We start from the raw sequence: 15,592 nt of genomic DNA, 5'->3' as shown, positions 1-15,592 counted from the left end.
GGAAGGCGGCGCGGCCGCGACGGCGACGGGGCTGCTGGACCTTGGCCGCGGCGCGCTGGACCTGCGGCTGGCGACGCGGCCGGCGGCGGAGGGGCCGGAGGTGGCGCTGCGCCTGACCGGCCCGGCGGCGGCGCCGCAGCGCCTGCCGGAGCTTGCCGGCTTCCTGCGCTGGAAGGCGGAGCATTGATCCCGGGGGCGCCGTCGCGGAGGCCCGCCCAGCATCCGCGGTGCCCCCCCGAGCCTCCCGCACCCGTCCCCGCCAGGCTGCGGGCGCGGCCCCGGACGCGGGGCCGCGCTCAAGGCGGGGACTGCGCCGACCTGGCGCCCCGACCTGGCGCCGGACCGTGGCAGCCGAGGCGAGGCGACGCCCAGGCCCGCGCCGGGCGACGGCCGTGCCGCCGCCCTCAGGGTCGGCCGGGCAGCCATCCCAGCGGAACCCATTGCCCGCGCCGCACCGCCAGGACCGTCATGGCGAGGCCGACGAGGGTGGCGACCGCCAGCGTCACCGCCGAGGCCTCCAGGCCGAAGGCGCCGCCGGTCAGCCAGCCCGGCCCCTGCCGTTCGGTGAGGAAGAGGCCGGCAGCCTCGGCTTGGCCCGAGACGGGAATCGTCCAGATCCAGCCCTGGGTGAAGTTCCACCCGGCATGCAGGCCGACGGCCAGCCACAGCCGCCGGGTCAGCATGTAGGCGGCGCCCAGCATGATCCCCGCCTCGCTGGCGATGGCCAGCGCGGCGAACAGTGTCGCCCCGGGATTGAACAGGTGCAGGATCCCGAACAGCAGGGACGTGACCGCGAGGGCGAACAGGCTCCCGCCCAGCCGCTCGGCGAAGCGGAAGCCGATGGCGCGGAACAGCACCTCCTCGTTGATCGCGGCGGTGAGCGCCATGGCCGCGACCGCCGGCAGCGACGCGCCCGACCCCAGTCCCGTGACGCGCAGGCCGCCGAGCAGCGCGACCAGCCCCACGCAGGCGCTGAACAGCGCGGCACCGGCCAGGACGCCGATCAGCGTCTCTCGCGCCCAGCCCGCGCCGAACCGCAATTCCGCATCGGGTTCGCGTTCGATCCAGCGCTTGAAGCCCCGGTACAGGAGCCATGTGACGCTCACCGCCAGGAAGGCCCAGGGGAGCAGCAAGGCGGGGGCGGCATCCTTCAGCGTCTCGGCGACCGTGTTGGCCAGCAGCAGGCCGGGCATGCCGACGAGCGTGACGCCGAGGACCAGCAGGATCAGCGGGAAGGCGATGATCCGCCGCAGCAGGCCGGCGGGCGCGTCCGTCTGGGCTGGGTGCTCGGCGGCCTGGTCCATGGGGGTGTCCTTCGTCGCCATGGCGCGCGGGTCCGGCGGCGTTCGCCGGCCGCGGCGGCCAGGTTGACCATACGGTAGTCGAAATGGGCCGATGGGCGAACGTCCGCCCCCGCCCATCCCGGCTCCGACGCGCTGCCGTCCTCACCCCGGCACAGGAACAGTCCGGTCCGGGCGCGCCCTGGCCGCCGGTCCCGTCGCGCCGTCGCGCGCCGGCAGCGGCAGCCACCGCCCCGCGCCGTTGCGACCGGGGGCGGGATGCCCGGCCCCACCCGCAGCGCCGCCAGCCGCGGGTTCGGCCCGTGCCGCATGGCCAGGATGGCGCCGCCGACGGGCGCGGCCATCGCCGCCGCCCAGAGCATCGTCACCCGCTCAGGTGGACGCCCCTGTGCGGGTCAAGATGCTCGTCGGGGCAAATGACTGGAGCGGTTCCCGTGAGCCATGGCGAATGGAAGCCGCTCCAGCCGGACGCGCCCGGCCGCATGGCGGGCAGGCGATGGATGACCTCGCCGGCGGGGCGAAGCCGTGGACGCAGGCCTTCGGCGTGGCGGGCGCGGTTCGCGGCAGGCGGCGCGATGCCGGCGCCGAAGCAACGCCGCCGCCGGATCGGGCTGGTCAGCCTCGCGCCTCCCGTCCCGCGGCCGGGCGTCCGGACGCCCAACGCGGTGCTGGCGCCATGACGGCCGCACGGGCGGCAGGTCCCGGCCGATGCGCAGCCGCACGGGGCCGGCCATGGCTGGGCAAGCCGGCGCGCCCCGCGCATCCTGCCGCCGAGCATCCAGGGACCCGCCATGCCGAGCCGCCAATCCGCCCTTGCCCGCGCCAGCGCCTTCTTCGACGGGGGCGGTTTCAAGGACCTGCTGGCGCGCCTGGTCGCCATCCGTTCCACCGCGCAGGAGCCGGGCTTCGAGGCGGAACTCACCCGCTACCTCGAGGAGGGCATCCGCCCCTGGGTGGAGGGCATGGGGTTCACCGCCACCATCCACCCCAATCCCGTGGCCGGCGCCGGCCCCATCCTGACCGCCGCCCGCATGGAGGACCCGGCGAAGCCGACCATCCTCATCTACGGCCATGGCGACACCGTCCGCGGCCTGGACGACCAGTGGCGCGCCGGCCTGAAGCCCTGGGAGATGACCGAGGAGGAGGGCCGCTGGTACGGCCGCGGCACCGCCGACAACAAGGGCCAGCACGCGCTCAACCTGGCGGCGCTGGAGGCGGTGCTGGCCGAGCGCGGGGGCCGGCTGGGCTTCAACGTGAAGCTGCTGATCGAGACGGGGGAGGAGCGCGGGTCCCCCGGCCTGCGCGACTTCGTCGGGGCCAACCGCGACCTGCTGGCCGCCGATGCGCTCATCGCCTCGGACGGGCCGCGGGTGGAGCCGGGTATGCCCACCATCGCCACCGGCACGCGCGGCACCTGGCATTGCGACCTGGTGGTGAAGCTGCGGGAGGGCGGGGTGCATTCCGGCCATTGGGGCGGGCTCACGACCGATCCCGCCATCCGCCTGACCCATGCCCTCGGCGCCATCATGGACCATCGAGGAAAAATCCTGGTGCGCGACTGGCTGCCCCGGAACGGCGTGCCGGCCGAGGTGCGGGCGGTGCTGCAGGGCTGCCCGCTCGGCGGCGGGGAGGGCGCGGCGACGATCGACCCGGACTGGGGCGAGCCCGGCCTGACCCCGGCCGAGAAGATCTATGGCTGGAACAGCTTCATCGTCCTGGCCATGACCAGCGGGCGGCCGGAGAACCCGGTGAATGCGGTGGCGCCTGATGCCCGCGCGCATTGCCAGATCCGCTACACCGTGGACACCGACCCCGCGACCTTCGGCGCGGCGCTGCGGCGGCACCTCGACGAGACCGGTTTCAAGGATGTGGCGATCGAGAACGGCTATGTCCGCATGGCCGCCAGCCGCACGCCGCCCAACCATCCCTGGGTGCGCTGGGCGCAGGAGAGCATGCAGCAGAGCCTCGGCAAGCGGGTGCAGATCATCCCGAATTCCTCGGGCGGGCTGCCGGGCGATGTCTTCGTGGACCATCTCGGCGTGCCGCTGGTCTGGGTGCCGCACAGCTACAGCGGCTGCAAGCAGCATGGCCCGGACGAGCATTTCCTGATCGCCCCGGCGCGCGAGGGCATCCAGGCCTTCGCCGGGATGTGGTGGGATCTGGGCGAGGGCGGCACCCCCGCTCGCTGACCAACTCACAGAAAACGGTGATGGGGGGCCGGGGGGAAGAGGTGTCCTCTTCCCCCCCGTCTCTTGCCTCATCCCCCGAGCGCGGCCCGATAGGTCTCCCGCGCCTTGGCATAGCGCGCATCCGCGGTCGCCTTGACCGCCGCCGGCGCGCGGGACGGGTGGCCGGACTGGAAGGGCGGCGCCGGGTCGTATTCGATGCCGAGCTGGATGGTCTGCGCCACCTCCGGCCCCGCGACCTCCGCGACGACCGACAGGCCGAAATCGATGCCGGAGGTGACGCCGCCGGCGGTGATGACCTTGCCGTCGCGCACGATCCGGCCCGGCTCATGCGTCGCGCCGACCAGCGGCAGCAGGTCCGTGAAGGCCCAGTGCGTCGTCGCCCGCTTCCCCCGCAGCACGCCGGCGCTGCCGAGCACGAAGGCGCCGGTGCAGACCGAGGTGACCCAACGCGCATGCTCCGCCTGGCGGGCGACGAAGCGTACCGTCTCCTCGTCCTGCATCGCCTCGACCACCGAAAGGCCGCCCGGGACGCAGATCAGGTCGAGCTGCGGCGCCTCGGCGAAGATGCCGGTCGGCACCAGGCCAAGCCCGCAATCGGACGGCACCGGGTCGCGCGTCTTCGCCAGGATATGCGTCGTCGCGCCCGGCGTGCGGTGCATGACCTGCAGCGGCCCGGTGAAGTCGAGCTGCGTGAGGTTGGGGAACAGCACGAAGCCGATGGTGAGGCTCATTCTCGGTCTCCTTCGGGGGTGTCGGGGATCACGCCGCCTCGGCGCGGAAGCGGGCGCGGAATTCGCGCGGGGTGGTGCCGAGGGCGCGGGCGAAGGCGCGGTCCATCCGGCGCAGGGATCCGAAGCCGGCCTGCCGTGCCACCGCCTCGACCGGCGCCATGCCCTCCAGCAGCAGGCGCCGCGCGCCGTCGAGCCGCACGCGCTCGACAAACTCGGCCGGGCTGACGCCTAGGTGCCGGCGGAACAGCCGGGTCAGGCTGCGCGGGGCGCAGCCGCCGGCCTCCGCCATGGCCTCGATCCGCCAGTCGGCGGCGGGCGCCGCGGCGATGCGGGCGGCCAGCCGGCCGAGCCGCGGTTCCGGGCAGCTTGCGGCGTCGGCGGCCAGCGCCGGGGCATATTGCCGCTGCCCGCCGGGGCGGCTGCGCAGGATCACGTGGTGCCGCGCGAGGGCCAGAGCGAGGTCGGCGCCGTGATCCGCCTCGATCATCGCCAGCGCCAGGTCCATCCCGGCCGTCACGCCGGCCGAGGTCCAGATGGGCCCGTCGCGCCGCCACAGGCTCTCGCCATCCACCGTCACGGCCGGGCGGAAGCGGCGGAGCCGCTCGGCGGCGTCCCAATGCGTCGCGGCGGTGCGGGCGTCGAGCAGCCCGGCGGCGGCCAGGAAGAAGGCGCCGGTGCAGACGGAGGCGAGGCGCGGCACGACCGGCGCGGCCTCGCGCAGGATGCGCGTGATGTGCCCCGCCGCCAGGGCCGCGCGCATCCCGCGATGGCCGCCGGTCGCCAGCACGGTGCCGGTGCCGGCCAGCAGCGCCGGCGTCACCTCCGCATAGGCCAGCGCGACGTGCAGGCTGAAGGCGGCGGAGCAGGGCATCGGCCCGCGCTCCGGACCGACCAGCAGGACCTCATAGGCGGCCCGCCCCAGCGCCTGGTTGGCGCCGGCGAAGAGCTGCGCCGGCCCGGCGATGTCGAGCAGCTGCCCATGCGGATAGGCGAGGAGGAGAAGCCGGTGCGGCGCCATGGCGGGCGCAGGATGGCCGCGGCGCGATCTGGCCGGAAGGCCAATGTTCGGTCGAATCGGGCCATGCCGGGCGCCTGGCTTGGCTTCTGTCGGACCGGTTACGCTTCCTCACCCGCGGATGGGCGGCCCGTCATGGCAGGGTTACAGGGCGGGCGCATCCCTGCGGGGCAGGACCCGTTGGCCTGATCATGAGAAGGACCCGCCGATGACGATGTTCCGCATGGCGCTGCTCGGCGCCGCGATCCTGGCCGGGGCCGCGGCGCCGGCGCTGGCCCAGCCTGCCCCGCCGCCCGCGGGCGGCCCGGGTGGCGCCCCCGGTGGCCCCCCTGGACCGCGCGGGGAGCGCGGCCCGGGCGCCATGTTCAACCAGTTCGACACGAACCGCGATGGCCGCGTGACCTGGGACGAGGCCTGGGGCGTGATCCAGCAGCGCTTCCAGGCGGCCGATACCGACCGCGACGGCGGCCTGACGCAGGACGAGATGGCGAATGCCCGCCTGCGCCCCGGCGCGCCGCGGCCGGAAGGCCCGCCCCCCGGCCCGCAGCGGGAGCGCATGGTGGGCATGATGTTCCGCGCGCTCGACGCCAACCGCGACGGCAAGGTGACGCCGGAGGAGATCCGCCCGGCCGCCGAGGCGCGCTTCCGCAGCTTCGACGCCAATGGCGACGGCGCCGTGACGCGGGACGAGTTGCCGACCCCGCCGCCGCGGCGCGACCATCGCGGCCCGGGCGGCGACCGGCCGGCGCCGACCCAGCCGGGCTGACCCGAGGCCGCCGTGCAGGCGTGCCTGCCTCTGCACGGCGGCATCGCGCGCGGACCTGGCATGGCGGTTGCGCGCCAGGCATCCTGATCGTGCTGGCCGGCATCCAGGCCGGCGGCCGCGGGACGGCAGCGCTTCGGCGCCGTCTGGAATGGTTGCGGCAGGCCGTTCACCCGGGGCCCCGCCCGCGATAGCCTGCCGCCCGGGGCCGGGCCACCAGACGCCCGGCCCGGGAGGAAACCCATGCTGCACAGACGCGTCGCCCTGGCCTTGCCGGGGCTGCTGGCGCTGGCCCTTGCCGCGCCGCTCGCCGCCCAGCCGCTGCCGACCGCGAAGCCGGAGGAGGTCGGGCTCGACCCCGCCCGCCTCGCCCGCATCCGCCCGGCGCTGGAACGCGAGATCGAGGAGAACCGCCTGCCCGGCGCGGTGGTGATGGTCGCCCGCCGCGGCAGGCTGGCCTATGCCGAGGCGATCGGCCTGCGCGACCGCACGGCCAATGCCGCCATGCCGATGGACGCGGTCTTCCGCATCTATTCCATGACCAAGCCGCTCGCCTCGGTCGCCGCCATGATGCTGGTGGAGGAAGGCCGGCTTCAATTGACCGACCCGGTCGGCCGCTTCCTGCCGGGCTTCGACCGGCTGCAGGTGGCGCAGCCCGTCGCCGACGCCACCCTGGCCCGGCTGACCTATCGCCTGGTGCCGCAGAACCGGCAGATGACGGTGCAGGACCTGCTGCGCCACACCTCCGGCCTCACCTACCCCGAGACGACCTCCAACCAGGCGGTCCGCACCGCCCTGATGGAGCGCGGCTTCCAGACCACCGGCGCGCCGGAATACGACGCCCGGTCGCTGAGCCCGCAGGAGTTCGTCCAGCGCCTGGCCCAGGCGCCGCTGATGCACCAGCCCGGCACCACCTTCGAATACAGCCTGTCGACCGACGTGCTGGGCCGGGTGGTGGAGGCGGTCTCCGGCCAGCGGCTGGAAGTGTTCCTGGAGGAGCGGCTGTTCCGCCCGCTGCGGATGACCGACACCGGCTTCGCGCTGAAGGACGGGCAGGGCGGGCGGCTGGCGCAATCGCTGGGCGTCGATTGGGCGCGGGGCAATGCGCCGGTGCCGATGCTCGACGTCTCCCGCCCGCCGGGCAATGCCTCGGGCGGCGCCGGCGCCATCGCCTCGGCCGGGGACTACCTGCGCTTCCTGCAGATGCTGGCCAATGGCGGGCAGCTGGACGGGCAGCGCATCCTGGCGCCGGCGACGGTGCGGCTGATGACCGCCGACCACCTGGCGGGGCTGGCCGTGCCGGAGCCGCCGGGCGCGCTGGGCACGCCGGGCTACGGCTTCGGCCTGGGCTTCGCGGTGCGGCTGCAGGACGGCGTGGCGGGCGTGCCCGGCAATGCCGGCCAGTACATGTGGGCCGGCTATGGCGGGACCTATTTCTGGGTGGACCCCAAGGCGGATCTCGTCGCGGTGTTCATGAGCCAGGCGCCGAGCGTGCAACGGCCGATGCACCGGCGGCTGTTCCAGACGCTGGTCTACAGCGCGGTGATCGACTGACGCAGGGGACGGGGAGGGGCGCCGCCCCTCTCTGGCTCACCCCGCAGGGGGCCGAAAGGTCCTTGGAACCCTTGGGTCTGGGGGTGGTGGGCGCGACAGGGATTGAACCTGTGACCCTTCGCGTGTGAAGCGAATGCTCTCCCGCTGAGCTACGCGCCCGACGGGGCCGGGATTAGGCGGGCGGCTGCGGGGTGTCAAGCGCGGTGCGCCGCTTGCTGCGCCGCGGCGCGGGCTCATATCCTCGGGCATGTCCCCGATCCGGCTGCTCCTCCCGGCCGCCCTGCTCGCCCTGGCGCCCGCCCCGTCGCAGGCGGAGCCGCTGCGGGCCCGCTACGAGGTGCGGGCCGCCGGCCTGCAGGTGATGGAGGTCGAGGCGACCTTCGACCTCGACGGGCCGCGCTACCGCGTCGTCACCCGCATCCGCACCACCGGCCTCGCCGGCGTCTTCTCGAGCGGCGACCAGCTGACCAGCGCCGAGGGCCGCTGGCGCGGCGCCGAGCCCGTGCCGGCGCATTACCGGGTGGACGGCACCTGGCGCGGCGGCCGCCGCCAGGTGGTGATGGACTGGCCGACGCCCGGCCGCCCCGTCCTCTCGGCGCTGGAGCCGCCGAACGAGACCGACCGGGAGCCGGTGCCGGAGGCGCTGCGCCTCGGCACCATGGACGCGCTCTCGGCCCTGGCGAAGCTGACCCGGACGGTGGCGCAGACCGGCCGCTGCGATGCCGGGGCGCAGGTCTATGACGGGCGGCGCCGCGCGGACTACAGCGTGCAGACCGTGGGGCTGGAAGCGTTGCCGGCCGGCGGCGCCTTCGGCGGTGAGGCGCTGCGCTGCGCCTTCGAGAGCCGGCTGCTGGCCGGCCGCCGCGGCGACCAGGACCCGGAGCAGGCGGCGAAGCCGCAGCCCGCCACGGCCTGGATGGCCCGCCCGCTGCCCGACCGCATCGCCATCCCGGTGCGGATCGAGATGCCGAGCCGCTGGTTCGGCACCATCCGCGTGATGCTCACGGCGGTGGAGCCGCTGCGGTCAGGGCAGGAGGTCGCGCAGGGCCGGCAGTAGCCCGGCCGGGCTGTCCAGCACCGCCGCCGCGCCCGCCGCCATCGCCGGCGTGCCGTAGCCCCAGCCGGCAAACAGGCAGGGCAGCCCGGCGCCCTGCGCCGCCAGCACGTCGTTGCGGTGGTCCCCGATCATGATGGCGCGGGCCGGGTCGCCGCCCGCCGCGTGCAGCGTGCCCAGCAGGTGGCCGGGATCCGGCTTGCGGACCGGGAAGCTGTCCCCGCCGCCCACCGCGGCGAAGGCGCCGTCCAGCCCCAGCGCGCCGAGCAGCGCGGCCGTCGCCGCCGCCGGCTTGTTGGTGCAGACGGCCAGCGCCCAGCCTTCCGCCCGCAGCGCCGCCAGCGCCCCGGCGATTCCGGGGAACAGCGCCGTCGCCTCGGCCGCGCGGGCGGTGTAGTCGGCGGTGAAATGCTCCAGCAGCGCCTCGGAGAAGTCGAGCGCGCGCGCCGCCGTCGCCCGCTGCACCAGCACGCGGACGCCGTCGCCGATCATGGCGGTGACCTCGGCCCGGCTGAACGATGCCCGGCCCTGCCCGGCCATCAGCCGGTCGAGCGCGGCATGGATGTCGGGCGCGCTGTCCACCAGCGTGCCGTCGAGGTCGAAGATGGCAAGGCGAGGCATGAGCCGCCCTACCGCGCGCCGCCGCATCCTGCAACGCGGGCCGCGCCCCCGACGGCCGCCACGGCCTGGCCCGCCGCCCGCCGGCCCGGCCCGCCGGCGAATGCGGCACGAAAGTCGCTTGCCACGCTTGGTGCAGCGCCGCCACAACCGGCAATGGTTGTTGACCGCCGGGGCGCTTGCCCCCGTCACCTCTGCGCGAGTACCGGAGAGCCCATGCCCGCTGCCGCCATCATCCTCGCCGCCGGCCTCGGCACCCGGATGCGGAGTGCGCTGCCCAAGGCGCTGCACCCGGTCGCCGGGCGGCCGATGATCAACCATCTGGTAAGTGCCTGCGAGCAGGTCTTCGACCGGATCGTCGTCGTGGTGGGGCCCGGCATGCCGGCGCTGGAGAAGGCGGTGGCGCCGCATGCCACCGTGGTGCAGGCGGATCGCCTCGGCACCGGCCATGCCGCCCGCATGGCGGCGCCGCTGCTGCGCGCCTTCGATGGCGACGTCGCCGTGCTCTATGCCGACAACCCGCTGATCCCCGAGCCGACCATCCGCCGCCTGATGGCGCGGCGGCGGGAGGGCGGGCTGGCGCTGCTGGCCATGCGCCCGGCCGATCCCGGCCGCTATGGCCGCGTGCTGCAGGATGCCGCCGGCGACGTGGCGCGGGTGGTGGAATGGGCCGATGCGACGGAGGCCGAGCGGGCCACCGGCCTGTGCAATGCCGGCGTGGTCTGCGCCCCGGCGCATGACCTGTTCCGCTGGCTGGACGCGCTGCGCAACGACAACGCCAAGGGCGAATACTACCTGACCGACATCGTCGCCATGGCGGTGGGCGAGGGCAAGCGCGTGCTGGCCGAGGAAGCGGCCGAGGCCGACCTGGCCGGCGCCAATGACCGCGCCGAGCTGGCGCGGCTGGAGGCGGTGCTGCAGGCCCGGCTGCGCGCGGCCGCCATGGCCGGCGGCGCCACCCTGGTGGCGCCCGAGACCGTCTTCCTCGCCAGCGACACGCGGCTGGGCCAGGACGTGACCATCGGCCCCAACGTGGTCTTCGGCCCGGGCGTGGTGGTGGAGGACGGGGTGGAAATCCGCGCCTTCTCCCACCTGGAAGGCTGCGTGGTGCGCAGCGGGGCGGTGATCGGCCCTTTCGCCCGGCTGCGCCCGGGGACCGAGGTGGGGCGGGACGCGCATGTGGGCAATTTCGTGGAGCTGAAGGCGGCGACCTTGGCCGAGGGCGCCAAGGCCAACCACCTCAGCTACCTGGGCGATGTGACGGTGGGGGCGCGGGCCAATATCGGCGCCGGCACCATCACCTGCAATTACGACGGCATTAACAAGCACCGGACAGAGATTGGCGCGGGGGCCTTCATCGGCAGCGACACGGCCCTGGTGGCGCCGGTGCGGGTCGGCGACCGCGCCCTGGTCGCCGCCGGCAGCGTGATCACCGAGGACGTGCCGGACGACGCGCTGGCCATCGCGCGCGGCCGGCAGGCGACCAAGCCGGGGCGCGGCGTCAAGGGCAAGCGGTCCGATGACCGGAGGGCCGAAGGGCCCGCAGGTCTGAATCGGCCCGCCAAGCACAAGGGACTCTAGGCATGTGCGGCATCGTGGGTGTGGTCGGGAAGGCCGAGGCGGCGCCGCTGCTGCTGGAGGCGCTGCGCCGCCTGGAATATCGCGGCTACGACAGCGCCGGCATCGCCACCCTGGTGGACGGCCATATCGACCGCCGCCGGGCCGAAGGGAAGCTCGGCAACCTGGCCGCGGCGCTCGACCGGTCCCCGCTGCGCGGCACCACCGGCATCGGCCATACCCGCTGGGCGACCCATGGCGCGCCGACCGAGCGCAACGCCCATCCGCACAGCACGCGCCGCGTCAGCGTCGTCCACAACGGCATCATCGAGAACCATGCCGAGCTGCGGGCCGAGCTGGAAGCCAAGGGCGCCGAGTTCGAGACCGAGACCGACACCGAGACCTTCGTCCGCCTGGTGGACGACTTCCTCGCCAACGGCCTGCCGCCGCAGGAGGCCTTCGCCGCGGCGCTGAAGCGCGTGCACGGCGCCTTTGCGCTCGCCGCCATCTTCGCCGGCCATCCCCGGCTGCTGATGTGCGCCAGGCAGGGCGCGCCGCTGGCGGTCGGCTTCGGGGAGGGCGAGATGTTCGTCGGCTCCGATGCCCTCGCGCTCGCGCCGCTGACCCGCCGCATCGCCTATCTCGACGAGGGCGACTGGGCGGTGGTGGACGGGGAGGGGGCGCGCTTCTTCGATGCCGCGCACAACGCGGTCGAGCGCAAGGTGGTGGTCACCGCCGTCTCCGGCGCCGCGGTCGGCAAGGGCAACTACCGCCACTTCATGGAGAAGGAGCTGCACGAGCACCCGGCGGTGCTGGGCGACACGCTGCGGCAGTACCTGGACCCGAAGACACTGGAAGTCCGGCTGCCGCGCCTGCCCTTCGACCCCGTACGGGTGCCGCGGCTCACCATCTCCGCCTGCGGCAGCGCCTTCATCGCCGGCCAGGTCGGCCGCTACTGGATCGAGCAGCTGGCGCGCCTGCCGGTGGATGCCGACGTGGCCAGCGAGTTCCGCTACCGCGACCCGCCGCTGGCCGAGGGCGGCGCCGCCATCCTCGTCTCCCAGTCCGGCGAGACCGCCGACACCATGGCGGCGCTGAAGCTGCTGAAGCATGCCGGGCAGAAGGTGCTGTCGGTCGTCAACGTCCCGGAATCTTCCATGGCGCGGGAGAGCGACGGGGCGGTGCTGACGGTGGCGGGGCCGGAGATTGGCGTCGCCTCCACCAAGGCCTTCACCGCGCAGCTTGCGGTGCTGGCCTGCCTCGCCATCGGCTTCGGCCGGGCGCGGCGGGAACTCTCCACGCTGGACGAGGGCCGGCTGACCCAGGCCCTGCTGCAGGTGCCGAGCCACGCCGCCGAGATCCTGGAGAAGGACGCGCAGATCCGCGACCTGGCCGCCGAGGTGGCGAAGGCGCGGGACGTGCTCTTCCTCGGCCGCGGCAGTCTCTACCCCATCGCGCTGGAAGGCGCCCTGAAGCTGAAGGAGATCAGCTACATCCATGCCGAGGGCTATGCCGCCGGCGAGATGAAGCACGGCCCGATCGCGCTGATCGACAACCAGGTGCCGGTCATCGCGCTCTGCCCCAGCGGGCCGCTCTTCGAGAAGACGGCCAGCAACCTGCAGGAAGCCGCGGCGCGCGGCGGGCGGATCTTCGCCTTCACCGATGCCGACGGCGCCGGGCCACTGTCCCGCTTCGCGGAGCGGGTGATCGAGCTGCCGAAGGTGGGGGCGTTCTCGACGCCCATCCTCTACGCCATCCCGGTGCAGCTGCTGGCCTACCACGTGGCCGTTCTGAAGGGCACGGATGTGGACCAGCCGCGGAACCTGGCGAAGAGCGTGACGGTGGAGTAGCGCTCCGGGAGGGCCTCTGCCCCTCCCGGACCCGCCCCATCACGGGTTCCCCACAGGGCCGAAGGGCCTTTGGAGGGCCCGGGTTCAGCGCGCCAGGGACCGTAGCGCCGACAGGAACCGCTCGGCCGCCTGCTCGGGGGGCCAGGGGCGCCAGGGATCGCCGCCGTACTGCGGCGCCAGCGGGTCCGCGTCGATCACCGCCGCGCGGATGCCGAGCGTCCCGCGCACCTCGGCCGCGGTCCAGCCCGCGACATGCACCGCCTCGGCCGCCGCCAGCGCGATGTCGCAGGCCTTGTGCGCGCGCTTCGTCTCCGGCGACCAGGGCGGCAGCGCGTAGCGCAGCGCCACCACCGCCGAGAGCCGGTCCTGCAGCGCCGCGAAGCCCGCGCCGAGGAAGGGCTTCAGGGGCGAGATGCAGTCGAAGCCGAGCAGCCCTTCCTCCGCGTCGTGCAGCAATTCCCGCCGCGCCTCGGCCTGGGCCAGCCCGCCCTTCGCCTTCGCCCGGCGCAGGGCCAGCACCGCCAGCGAATGCTGCGCGACCGACAGCGGCGCGCCCGGCCAGACCGAATGGCCGCCCCAGCGGAAGGTGCGGGCGAGGCCGATCGCCAGGTCCTCGTCGGTCCAGTCGAAGGGCGTGGGGGAGAGCAGGTCCAGCCGCCGGCCGGAAGGCAGCCGCACCCAGGCCCGCGCCGCGCCCTCAGCCGGCTTCGCCCTCGCCGTCGTCGATCCATGCCCACGCCCGCCGGAGGGTGCGCGTCCGGCCATCCGACCCGGCCCGCCGCCGCTCCGGTGATCGGGCGGTGATGCTTCGGCCGGCCGTTTCAGACCTGCGCGGCCGTCGCCGCCCCTGCCATCGGGCGGTGATGCGTCAGCCGGCCGATCCGGACCTCCGCGGCCGTCGCCGCTCCGGTCATCGGGCGGCATTCAGAACCGCGGGGCGGAGATGTCGAACTCCTCCATCACCGCCAGATCCTCCTGGAACCAGGCGGCGATGCCGGCGCGGCGCTGGCCGATGTATTCGGGCCGCCCGGCCGCATCCAGCCGCATGGTCAGGTCATGCCCCGGGATCAACAGCGTTCCCGGCGCCTGCCGCCACAGCGCCCAGATCCGGTCCAGGCTGCGCCGGCTCTCGGCCGCATCCATGGTCATGTCGGTGGACAGCGACAGCAACTCGGCGCGGTTCTTCGCGGCATCGCCGCTGAACACCACCGGCACCTCATTGCCCGTCAGGCGATACACCAGGCAGCCCGGCGTGTGCCCCGGGCAGAGATGCGCCGACAGGCCGGGCAGGAATTCCGCGCCATCCTCCAGCAGGTGCAGCCTCGGGTGGCGCGCCAGGTCGCGCACATACAGCTCCGGCAGCGGGTTGAAGCCGGGCGGCACCTGCGTCGCCCAGTCCATCTCCACCCGCCCGATCCAGACCGCGGCATTCGGGAACAGCGTGTAGTTCACCGAATGGTCCCAATGCGCATGCGTCAGGACCACGTCGGTGACGCTGGCCGGGTCGCAATCCGCCGCCTTCAGCTGCTTCCCGAATTCCGGCCGCACCGCGAAGGCGCCGACATCCACGAGGATCGTCCGGCCTGCCCCCCGCAGCAGGGCGATGGTGCTCCAGCCCAGCCCGCCATGACAGAGCGACTTGCCGGGATAGCCCTGGATCAGCACGTCGAGCCGGTACATGGCGCGGTCCTCCTGCGCGGCGAAGCCTCGCGGCGGCACCAGGCGGCGTCAACCGCGCCGCCCGCCGGTCCGCCCCGCGGCCGGGTCCGCCAGGGCGGTTGCCGTTCGCCATGGCTCACGGCAATCCGCTCCGGTCATGTGCCTCGACGGGCATCGTCACCCGCTCGGGTGATTCCGCCAGGGCGGGATCTGCTCCGGGCCGGCGCGGCATCGCCGGGCGCTGAATTGTCTTGCTGCGGCGCAGCAAGGCGCTATCCCCGAAGCCATGCAAACCGCCCCCGGCGCCGGGCCGCCCCTGCACGGCATGGGGCTGATGCTGGCCGCCACCGCCGTCTTCGCCGCCATGGGCGCCTGCTTCCGCCTGGCGCTGGAGGATGGGCTGCCGCTCCCCCTCGTCCCCTTCGCCCGCGGCGCCTTCACGCTGCTGATCCTCTCGCCCTGGCTGCTGCGGCAGGGGCCGTCCGGCCTCGCTACCCGGCGCTGGAAGGGGCACCTGGCGCGCGGCGCCGCCGGCATCGCCAGCTTCGCGCTCTACCTCCTGGCGATCGACTTTCTGCCGCTGGGCGATGCCACCGCCATCATGCAGGCCCGCCCGCTCTGGGCCCTGCCGCTGGCCGTGCTGCTGCTGGGGGAAAGGCTGCGGGCCGACCGGGTCCTGGCCGCGCTGCTCGGCTTCGCCGGCGTGCTGGTCATCGCCCGGCCGGGCGCCGAGCTGTCCATCGGGGTGCTCGCCGCCATGGGCAGCGGCGTCACCGGCGCGCTCGTCGTCATCTGCATGAAGCGGCTGGGCGCGACCGAGCCGGGGCCGCGCATCATCGCCTGGTATGCGGTGTGCTCCATCCTCGCCTGGGCGCCGGTCTCCGCGCTGCTCTGGCGCCCGCCCTCCGCCTTCGCCCTGGCCATGCTGCTGGCCGGGTCGCTGGCCGCGGTGGCCGGCGACATGCTCACCCAGGCGGCGGCGCGCCGGGCGGAGGTCGGGCTGCTGGCGCCGGTGGACTATGCCGGCATCCCGGCCGGCGCCCTGTTCGGCTTCCTGCTGTTCGGGGAGAGGCCGGGCTGGGGCCTCGCCATCGGCACCGCGCTGATGCTCCTGGCGACGCTCTGGCTGGCGCGCGCCGCCCGCCGCCGCTGACCGGCCGCCTGGCCGGCATCCGCTGCCGCCAGGACCGCGGTGCCGCAGCCATAGCCGCTGGCGGGCGGCGAACCGCCGCAGCCTCACCGCCCCCCGCCGCGTCCCCGGCCCGCACAGCGCCCGCCCCGCCCGCAACGCCACGCCGGGC

At 74.5% G+C, this 15,592-nt stretch carries 14 protein-coding genes and 1 tRNA gene; 8 read left to right on the top strand and 7 right to left on the bottom strand.

Going from position 1 to position 15,592, the window contains the following annotated elements:
* Positions 1–187, top strand: a 187-nt coding sequence (locus E2C05_RS33190) for a hypothetical protein (protein ID WP_158292242.1), incomplete at its 5' end; no start/stop codon positions are given.
* A 217-nt stretch (positions 188–404) separates the two neighbouring features.
* Here E2C05_RS33190 and E2C05_RS19500 read toward each other — a convergent pair.
* Entirely contained in the window at positions 405–1,304 is a 900-nt protein-coding gene (locus E2C05_RS19500; protein WP_133221324.1) for a CPBP family intramembrane glutamic endopeptidase, read from the bottom strand.
* A gap of 788 nt (positions 1,305–2,092) precedes the next feature.
* Between E2C05_RS19500 and E2C05_RS19495 the strand changes: the two genes are divergently transcribed.
* Entirely contained in the window at positions 2,093–3,490 is a 1,398-nt protein-coding gene (locus tag E2C05_RS19495; protein WP_133221323.1) for a M20 family metallopeptidase, read from the top strand.
* Positions 3,491–3,558: 68 nt separating this feature from the next.
* Here E2C05_RS19495 and E2C05_RS19490 read toward each other — a convergent pair whose 3' ends face one another.
* Positions 3,559–4,221 (bottom strand): DJ-1/PfpI family protein, encoded by a 663-nt coding sequence (locus E2C05_RS19490; protein ID WP_133221322.1) that lies wholly within the window; start codon positions 4,219–4,221, stop codon positions 3,559–3,561.
* 28 nt (positions 4,222–4,249) lie between these two features.
* Entirely contained in the window at positions 4,250–5,239 is a 990-nt protein-coding gene (locus E2C05_RS19485; RefSeq protein ID WP_133221321.1) for a GlxA family transcriptional regulator, read from the bottom strand.
* A gap of 205 nt (positions 5,240–5,444) precedes the next feature.
* On the opposite strand from E2C05_RS19485, the gene E2C05_RS19480 reads away from it, so the two are divergent.
* Complete coding sequence (locus E2C05_RS19480; RefSeq protein ID WP_158292241.1) at positions 5,445–6,002, top strand: EF-hand domain-containing protein; 558 nt, start codon at positions 5,445–5,447, stop codon at positions 6,000–6,002.
* A gap of 240 nt (positions 6,003–6,242) precedes the next feature.
* Positions 6,243–7,553 (top strand): serine hydrolase domain-containing protein, encoded by a 1,311-nt coding sequence (locus tag E2C05_RS19475; protein WP_133221319.1) that lies wholly within the window; start codon positions 6,243–6,245, stop codon positions 7,551–7,553.
* 84 nt (positions 7,554–7,637) lie between these two features.
* Here the strand turns inward: E2C05_RS19475 and E2C05_RS19470 are convergent.
* Positions 7,638–7,712, bottom strand: a tRNA-Val gene (locus tag E2C05_RS19470).
* Positions 7,713–7,800: 88 nt separating this feature from the next.
* Here E2C05_RS19470 and E2C05_RS19465 point away from each other — a divergent pair.
* Positions 7,801–8,610, top strand: a complete 810-nt coding sequence (locus tag E2C05_RS19465; RefSeq protein WP_133221318.1) for a DUF3108 domain-containing protein — start codon at positions 7,801–7,803, stop codon at positions 8,608–8,610.
* Here E2C05_RS19465 and gph read toward each other — a convergent pair.
* The gene (gene gph / locus E2C05_RS19460; protein ID WP_133221317.1) at positions 8,578–9,228 is read right to left on the bottom strand and encodes a phosphoglycolate phosphatase; all 651 of its coding nucleotides are present in this window, start codon (positions 9,226–9,228) and stop codon (positions 8,578–8,580) included. The two genes, E2C05_RS19465 and gph, sit on opposite strands and share 33 nt — an antisense overlap.
* Positions 9,229–9,441: 213 nt before the next feature.
* Here gph and glmU point away from each other — a divergent pair, with 213 nt between their 5' ends.
* Both glmU and glmS read left to right on the top strand, forming a co-directional pair.
* On the top strand, positions 9,442–10,806 hold the full coding sequence (glmU, locus tag E2C05_RS19455) for a bifunctional UDP-N-acetylglucosamine diphosphorylase/glucosamine-1-phosphate N-acetyltransferase GlmU (RefSeq protein ID WP_133221316.1): 1,365 nt from the start codon (positions 9,442–9,444) through the stop codon (positions 10,804–10,806).
* Between the two features lie 2 nt (positions 10,807–10,808).
* On the top strand, positions 10,809–12,632 hold the full coding sequence (glmS, locus tag E2C05_RS19450; protein ID WP_133221315.1) for a glutamine--fructose-6-phosphate transaminase (isomerizing): 1,824 nt from the start codon (positions 10,809–10,811) through the stop codon (positions 12,630–12,632).
* A gap of 84 nt (positions 12,633–12,716) precedes the next feature.
* On the opposite strand, the gene E2C05_RS19445 is transcribed toward glmS, so the two are convergent.
* Together E2C05_RS19445 and E2C05_RS19440 are read right to left on the bottom strand one after the other, a co-directional pair.
* Positions 12,717–13,310: an HD family hydrolase gene (locus E2C05_RS19445; protein WP_200305635.1), complete on the bottom strand. Its 594-nt coding sequence runs from the start codon at positions 13,308–13,310 to the stop codon at positions 12,717–12,719.
* A gap of 246 nt (positions 13,311–13,556) precedes the next feature.
* A complete protein-coding gene (locus E2C05_RS19440) occupies positions 13,557–14,351 on the bottom strand; it encodes an MBL fold metallo-hydrolase (RefSeq protein ID WP_240046792.1) in 795 nt (264 codons plus the stop codon).
* A 226-nt stretch (positions 14,352–14,577) separates the two neighbouring features.
* On the opposite strand from E2C05_RS19440, the gene E2C05_RS19435 reads away from it, so the two are divergent.
* Positions 14,578–15,444: a DMT family transporter gene (locus E2C05_RS19435; RefSeq protein WP_240046791.1), complete on the top strand. Its 867-nt coding sequence runs from the start codon at positions 14,578–14,580 to the stop codon at positions 15,442–15,444.
* Positions 15,445–15,592 lie beyond the last annotated feature (148 nt).

Origin of the sequence: Paracraurococcus ruber, assembly GCF_004353985.1 — a bacterium.
GTDB lineage: Bacteria > Pseudomonadota > Alphaproteobacteria > Acetobacterales > Acetobacteraceae > Paracraurococcus > Paracraurococcus ruber.
This window is presented reverse-complemented; position numbering and strand designations above follow the sequence as displayed.

What these genes read in the sequence shown, in the direction of transcription:
- E2C05_RS19500 (WP_133221324.1), bottom strand. Translation starts at nt 1,304, where the DNA reads ATGGACCAGGCCGCCGAGCACCCAGCCCAGACGGACGCGCCCGCCGGC.
- E2C05_RS19495 (WP_133221323.1), top strand. Translation starts at nt 2,093, where the DNA reads ATGCCGAGCCGCCAATCCGCCCTTGCCCGCGCCAGCGCCTTCTTCGAC.
- E2C05_RS19490 (WP_133221322.1), bottom strand. Translation starts at nt 4,221, where the DNA reads ATGAGCCTCACCATCGGCTTCGTGCTGTTCCCCAACCTCACGCAGCTC.
- E2C05_RS19485 (WP_133221321.1), bottom strand. Translation starts at nt 5,239, where the DNA reads ATGGCGCCGCACCGGCTTCTCCTCCTCGCCTATCCGCATGGGCAGCTG.
- E2C05_RS19480 (WP_158292241.1), top strand. Translation starts at nt 5,445, where the DNA reads ATGACGATGTTCCGCATGGCGCTGCTCGGCGCCGCGATCCTGGCCGGG.
- E2C05_RS19475 (WP_133221319.1), top strand. Translation starts at nt 6,243, where the DNA reads ATGCTGCACAGACGCGTCGCCCTGGCCTTGCCGGGGCTGCTGGCGCTG.
- E2C05_RS19465 (WP_133221318.1), top strand. Translation starts at nt 7,801, where the DNA reads ATGTCCCCGATCCGGCTGCTCCTCCCGGCCGCCCTGCTCGCCCTGGCG.
- gph (WP_133221317.1), bottom strand. Translation starts at nt 9,228, where the DNA reads ATGCCTCGCCTTGCCATCTTCGACCTCGACGGCACGCTGGTGGACAGC.
- glmU (WP_133221316.1), top strand. Translation starts at nt 9,442, where the DNA reads ATGCCCGCTGCCGCCATCATCCTCGCCGCCGGCCTCGGCACCCGGATG.
- glmS (WP_133221315.1), top strand. Translation starts at nt 10,809, where the DNA reads ATGTGCGGCATCGTGGGTGTGGTCGGGAAGGCCGAGGCGGCGCCGCTG.
- E2C05_RS19435 (WP_240046791.1), top strand. Translation starts at nt 14,578, where the DNA reads ATGCAAACCGCCCCCGGCGCCGGGCCGCCCCTGCACGGCATGGGGCTG.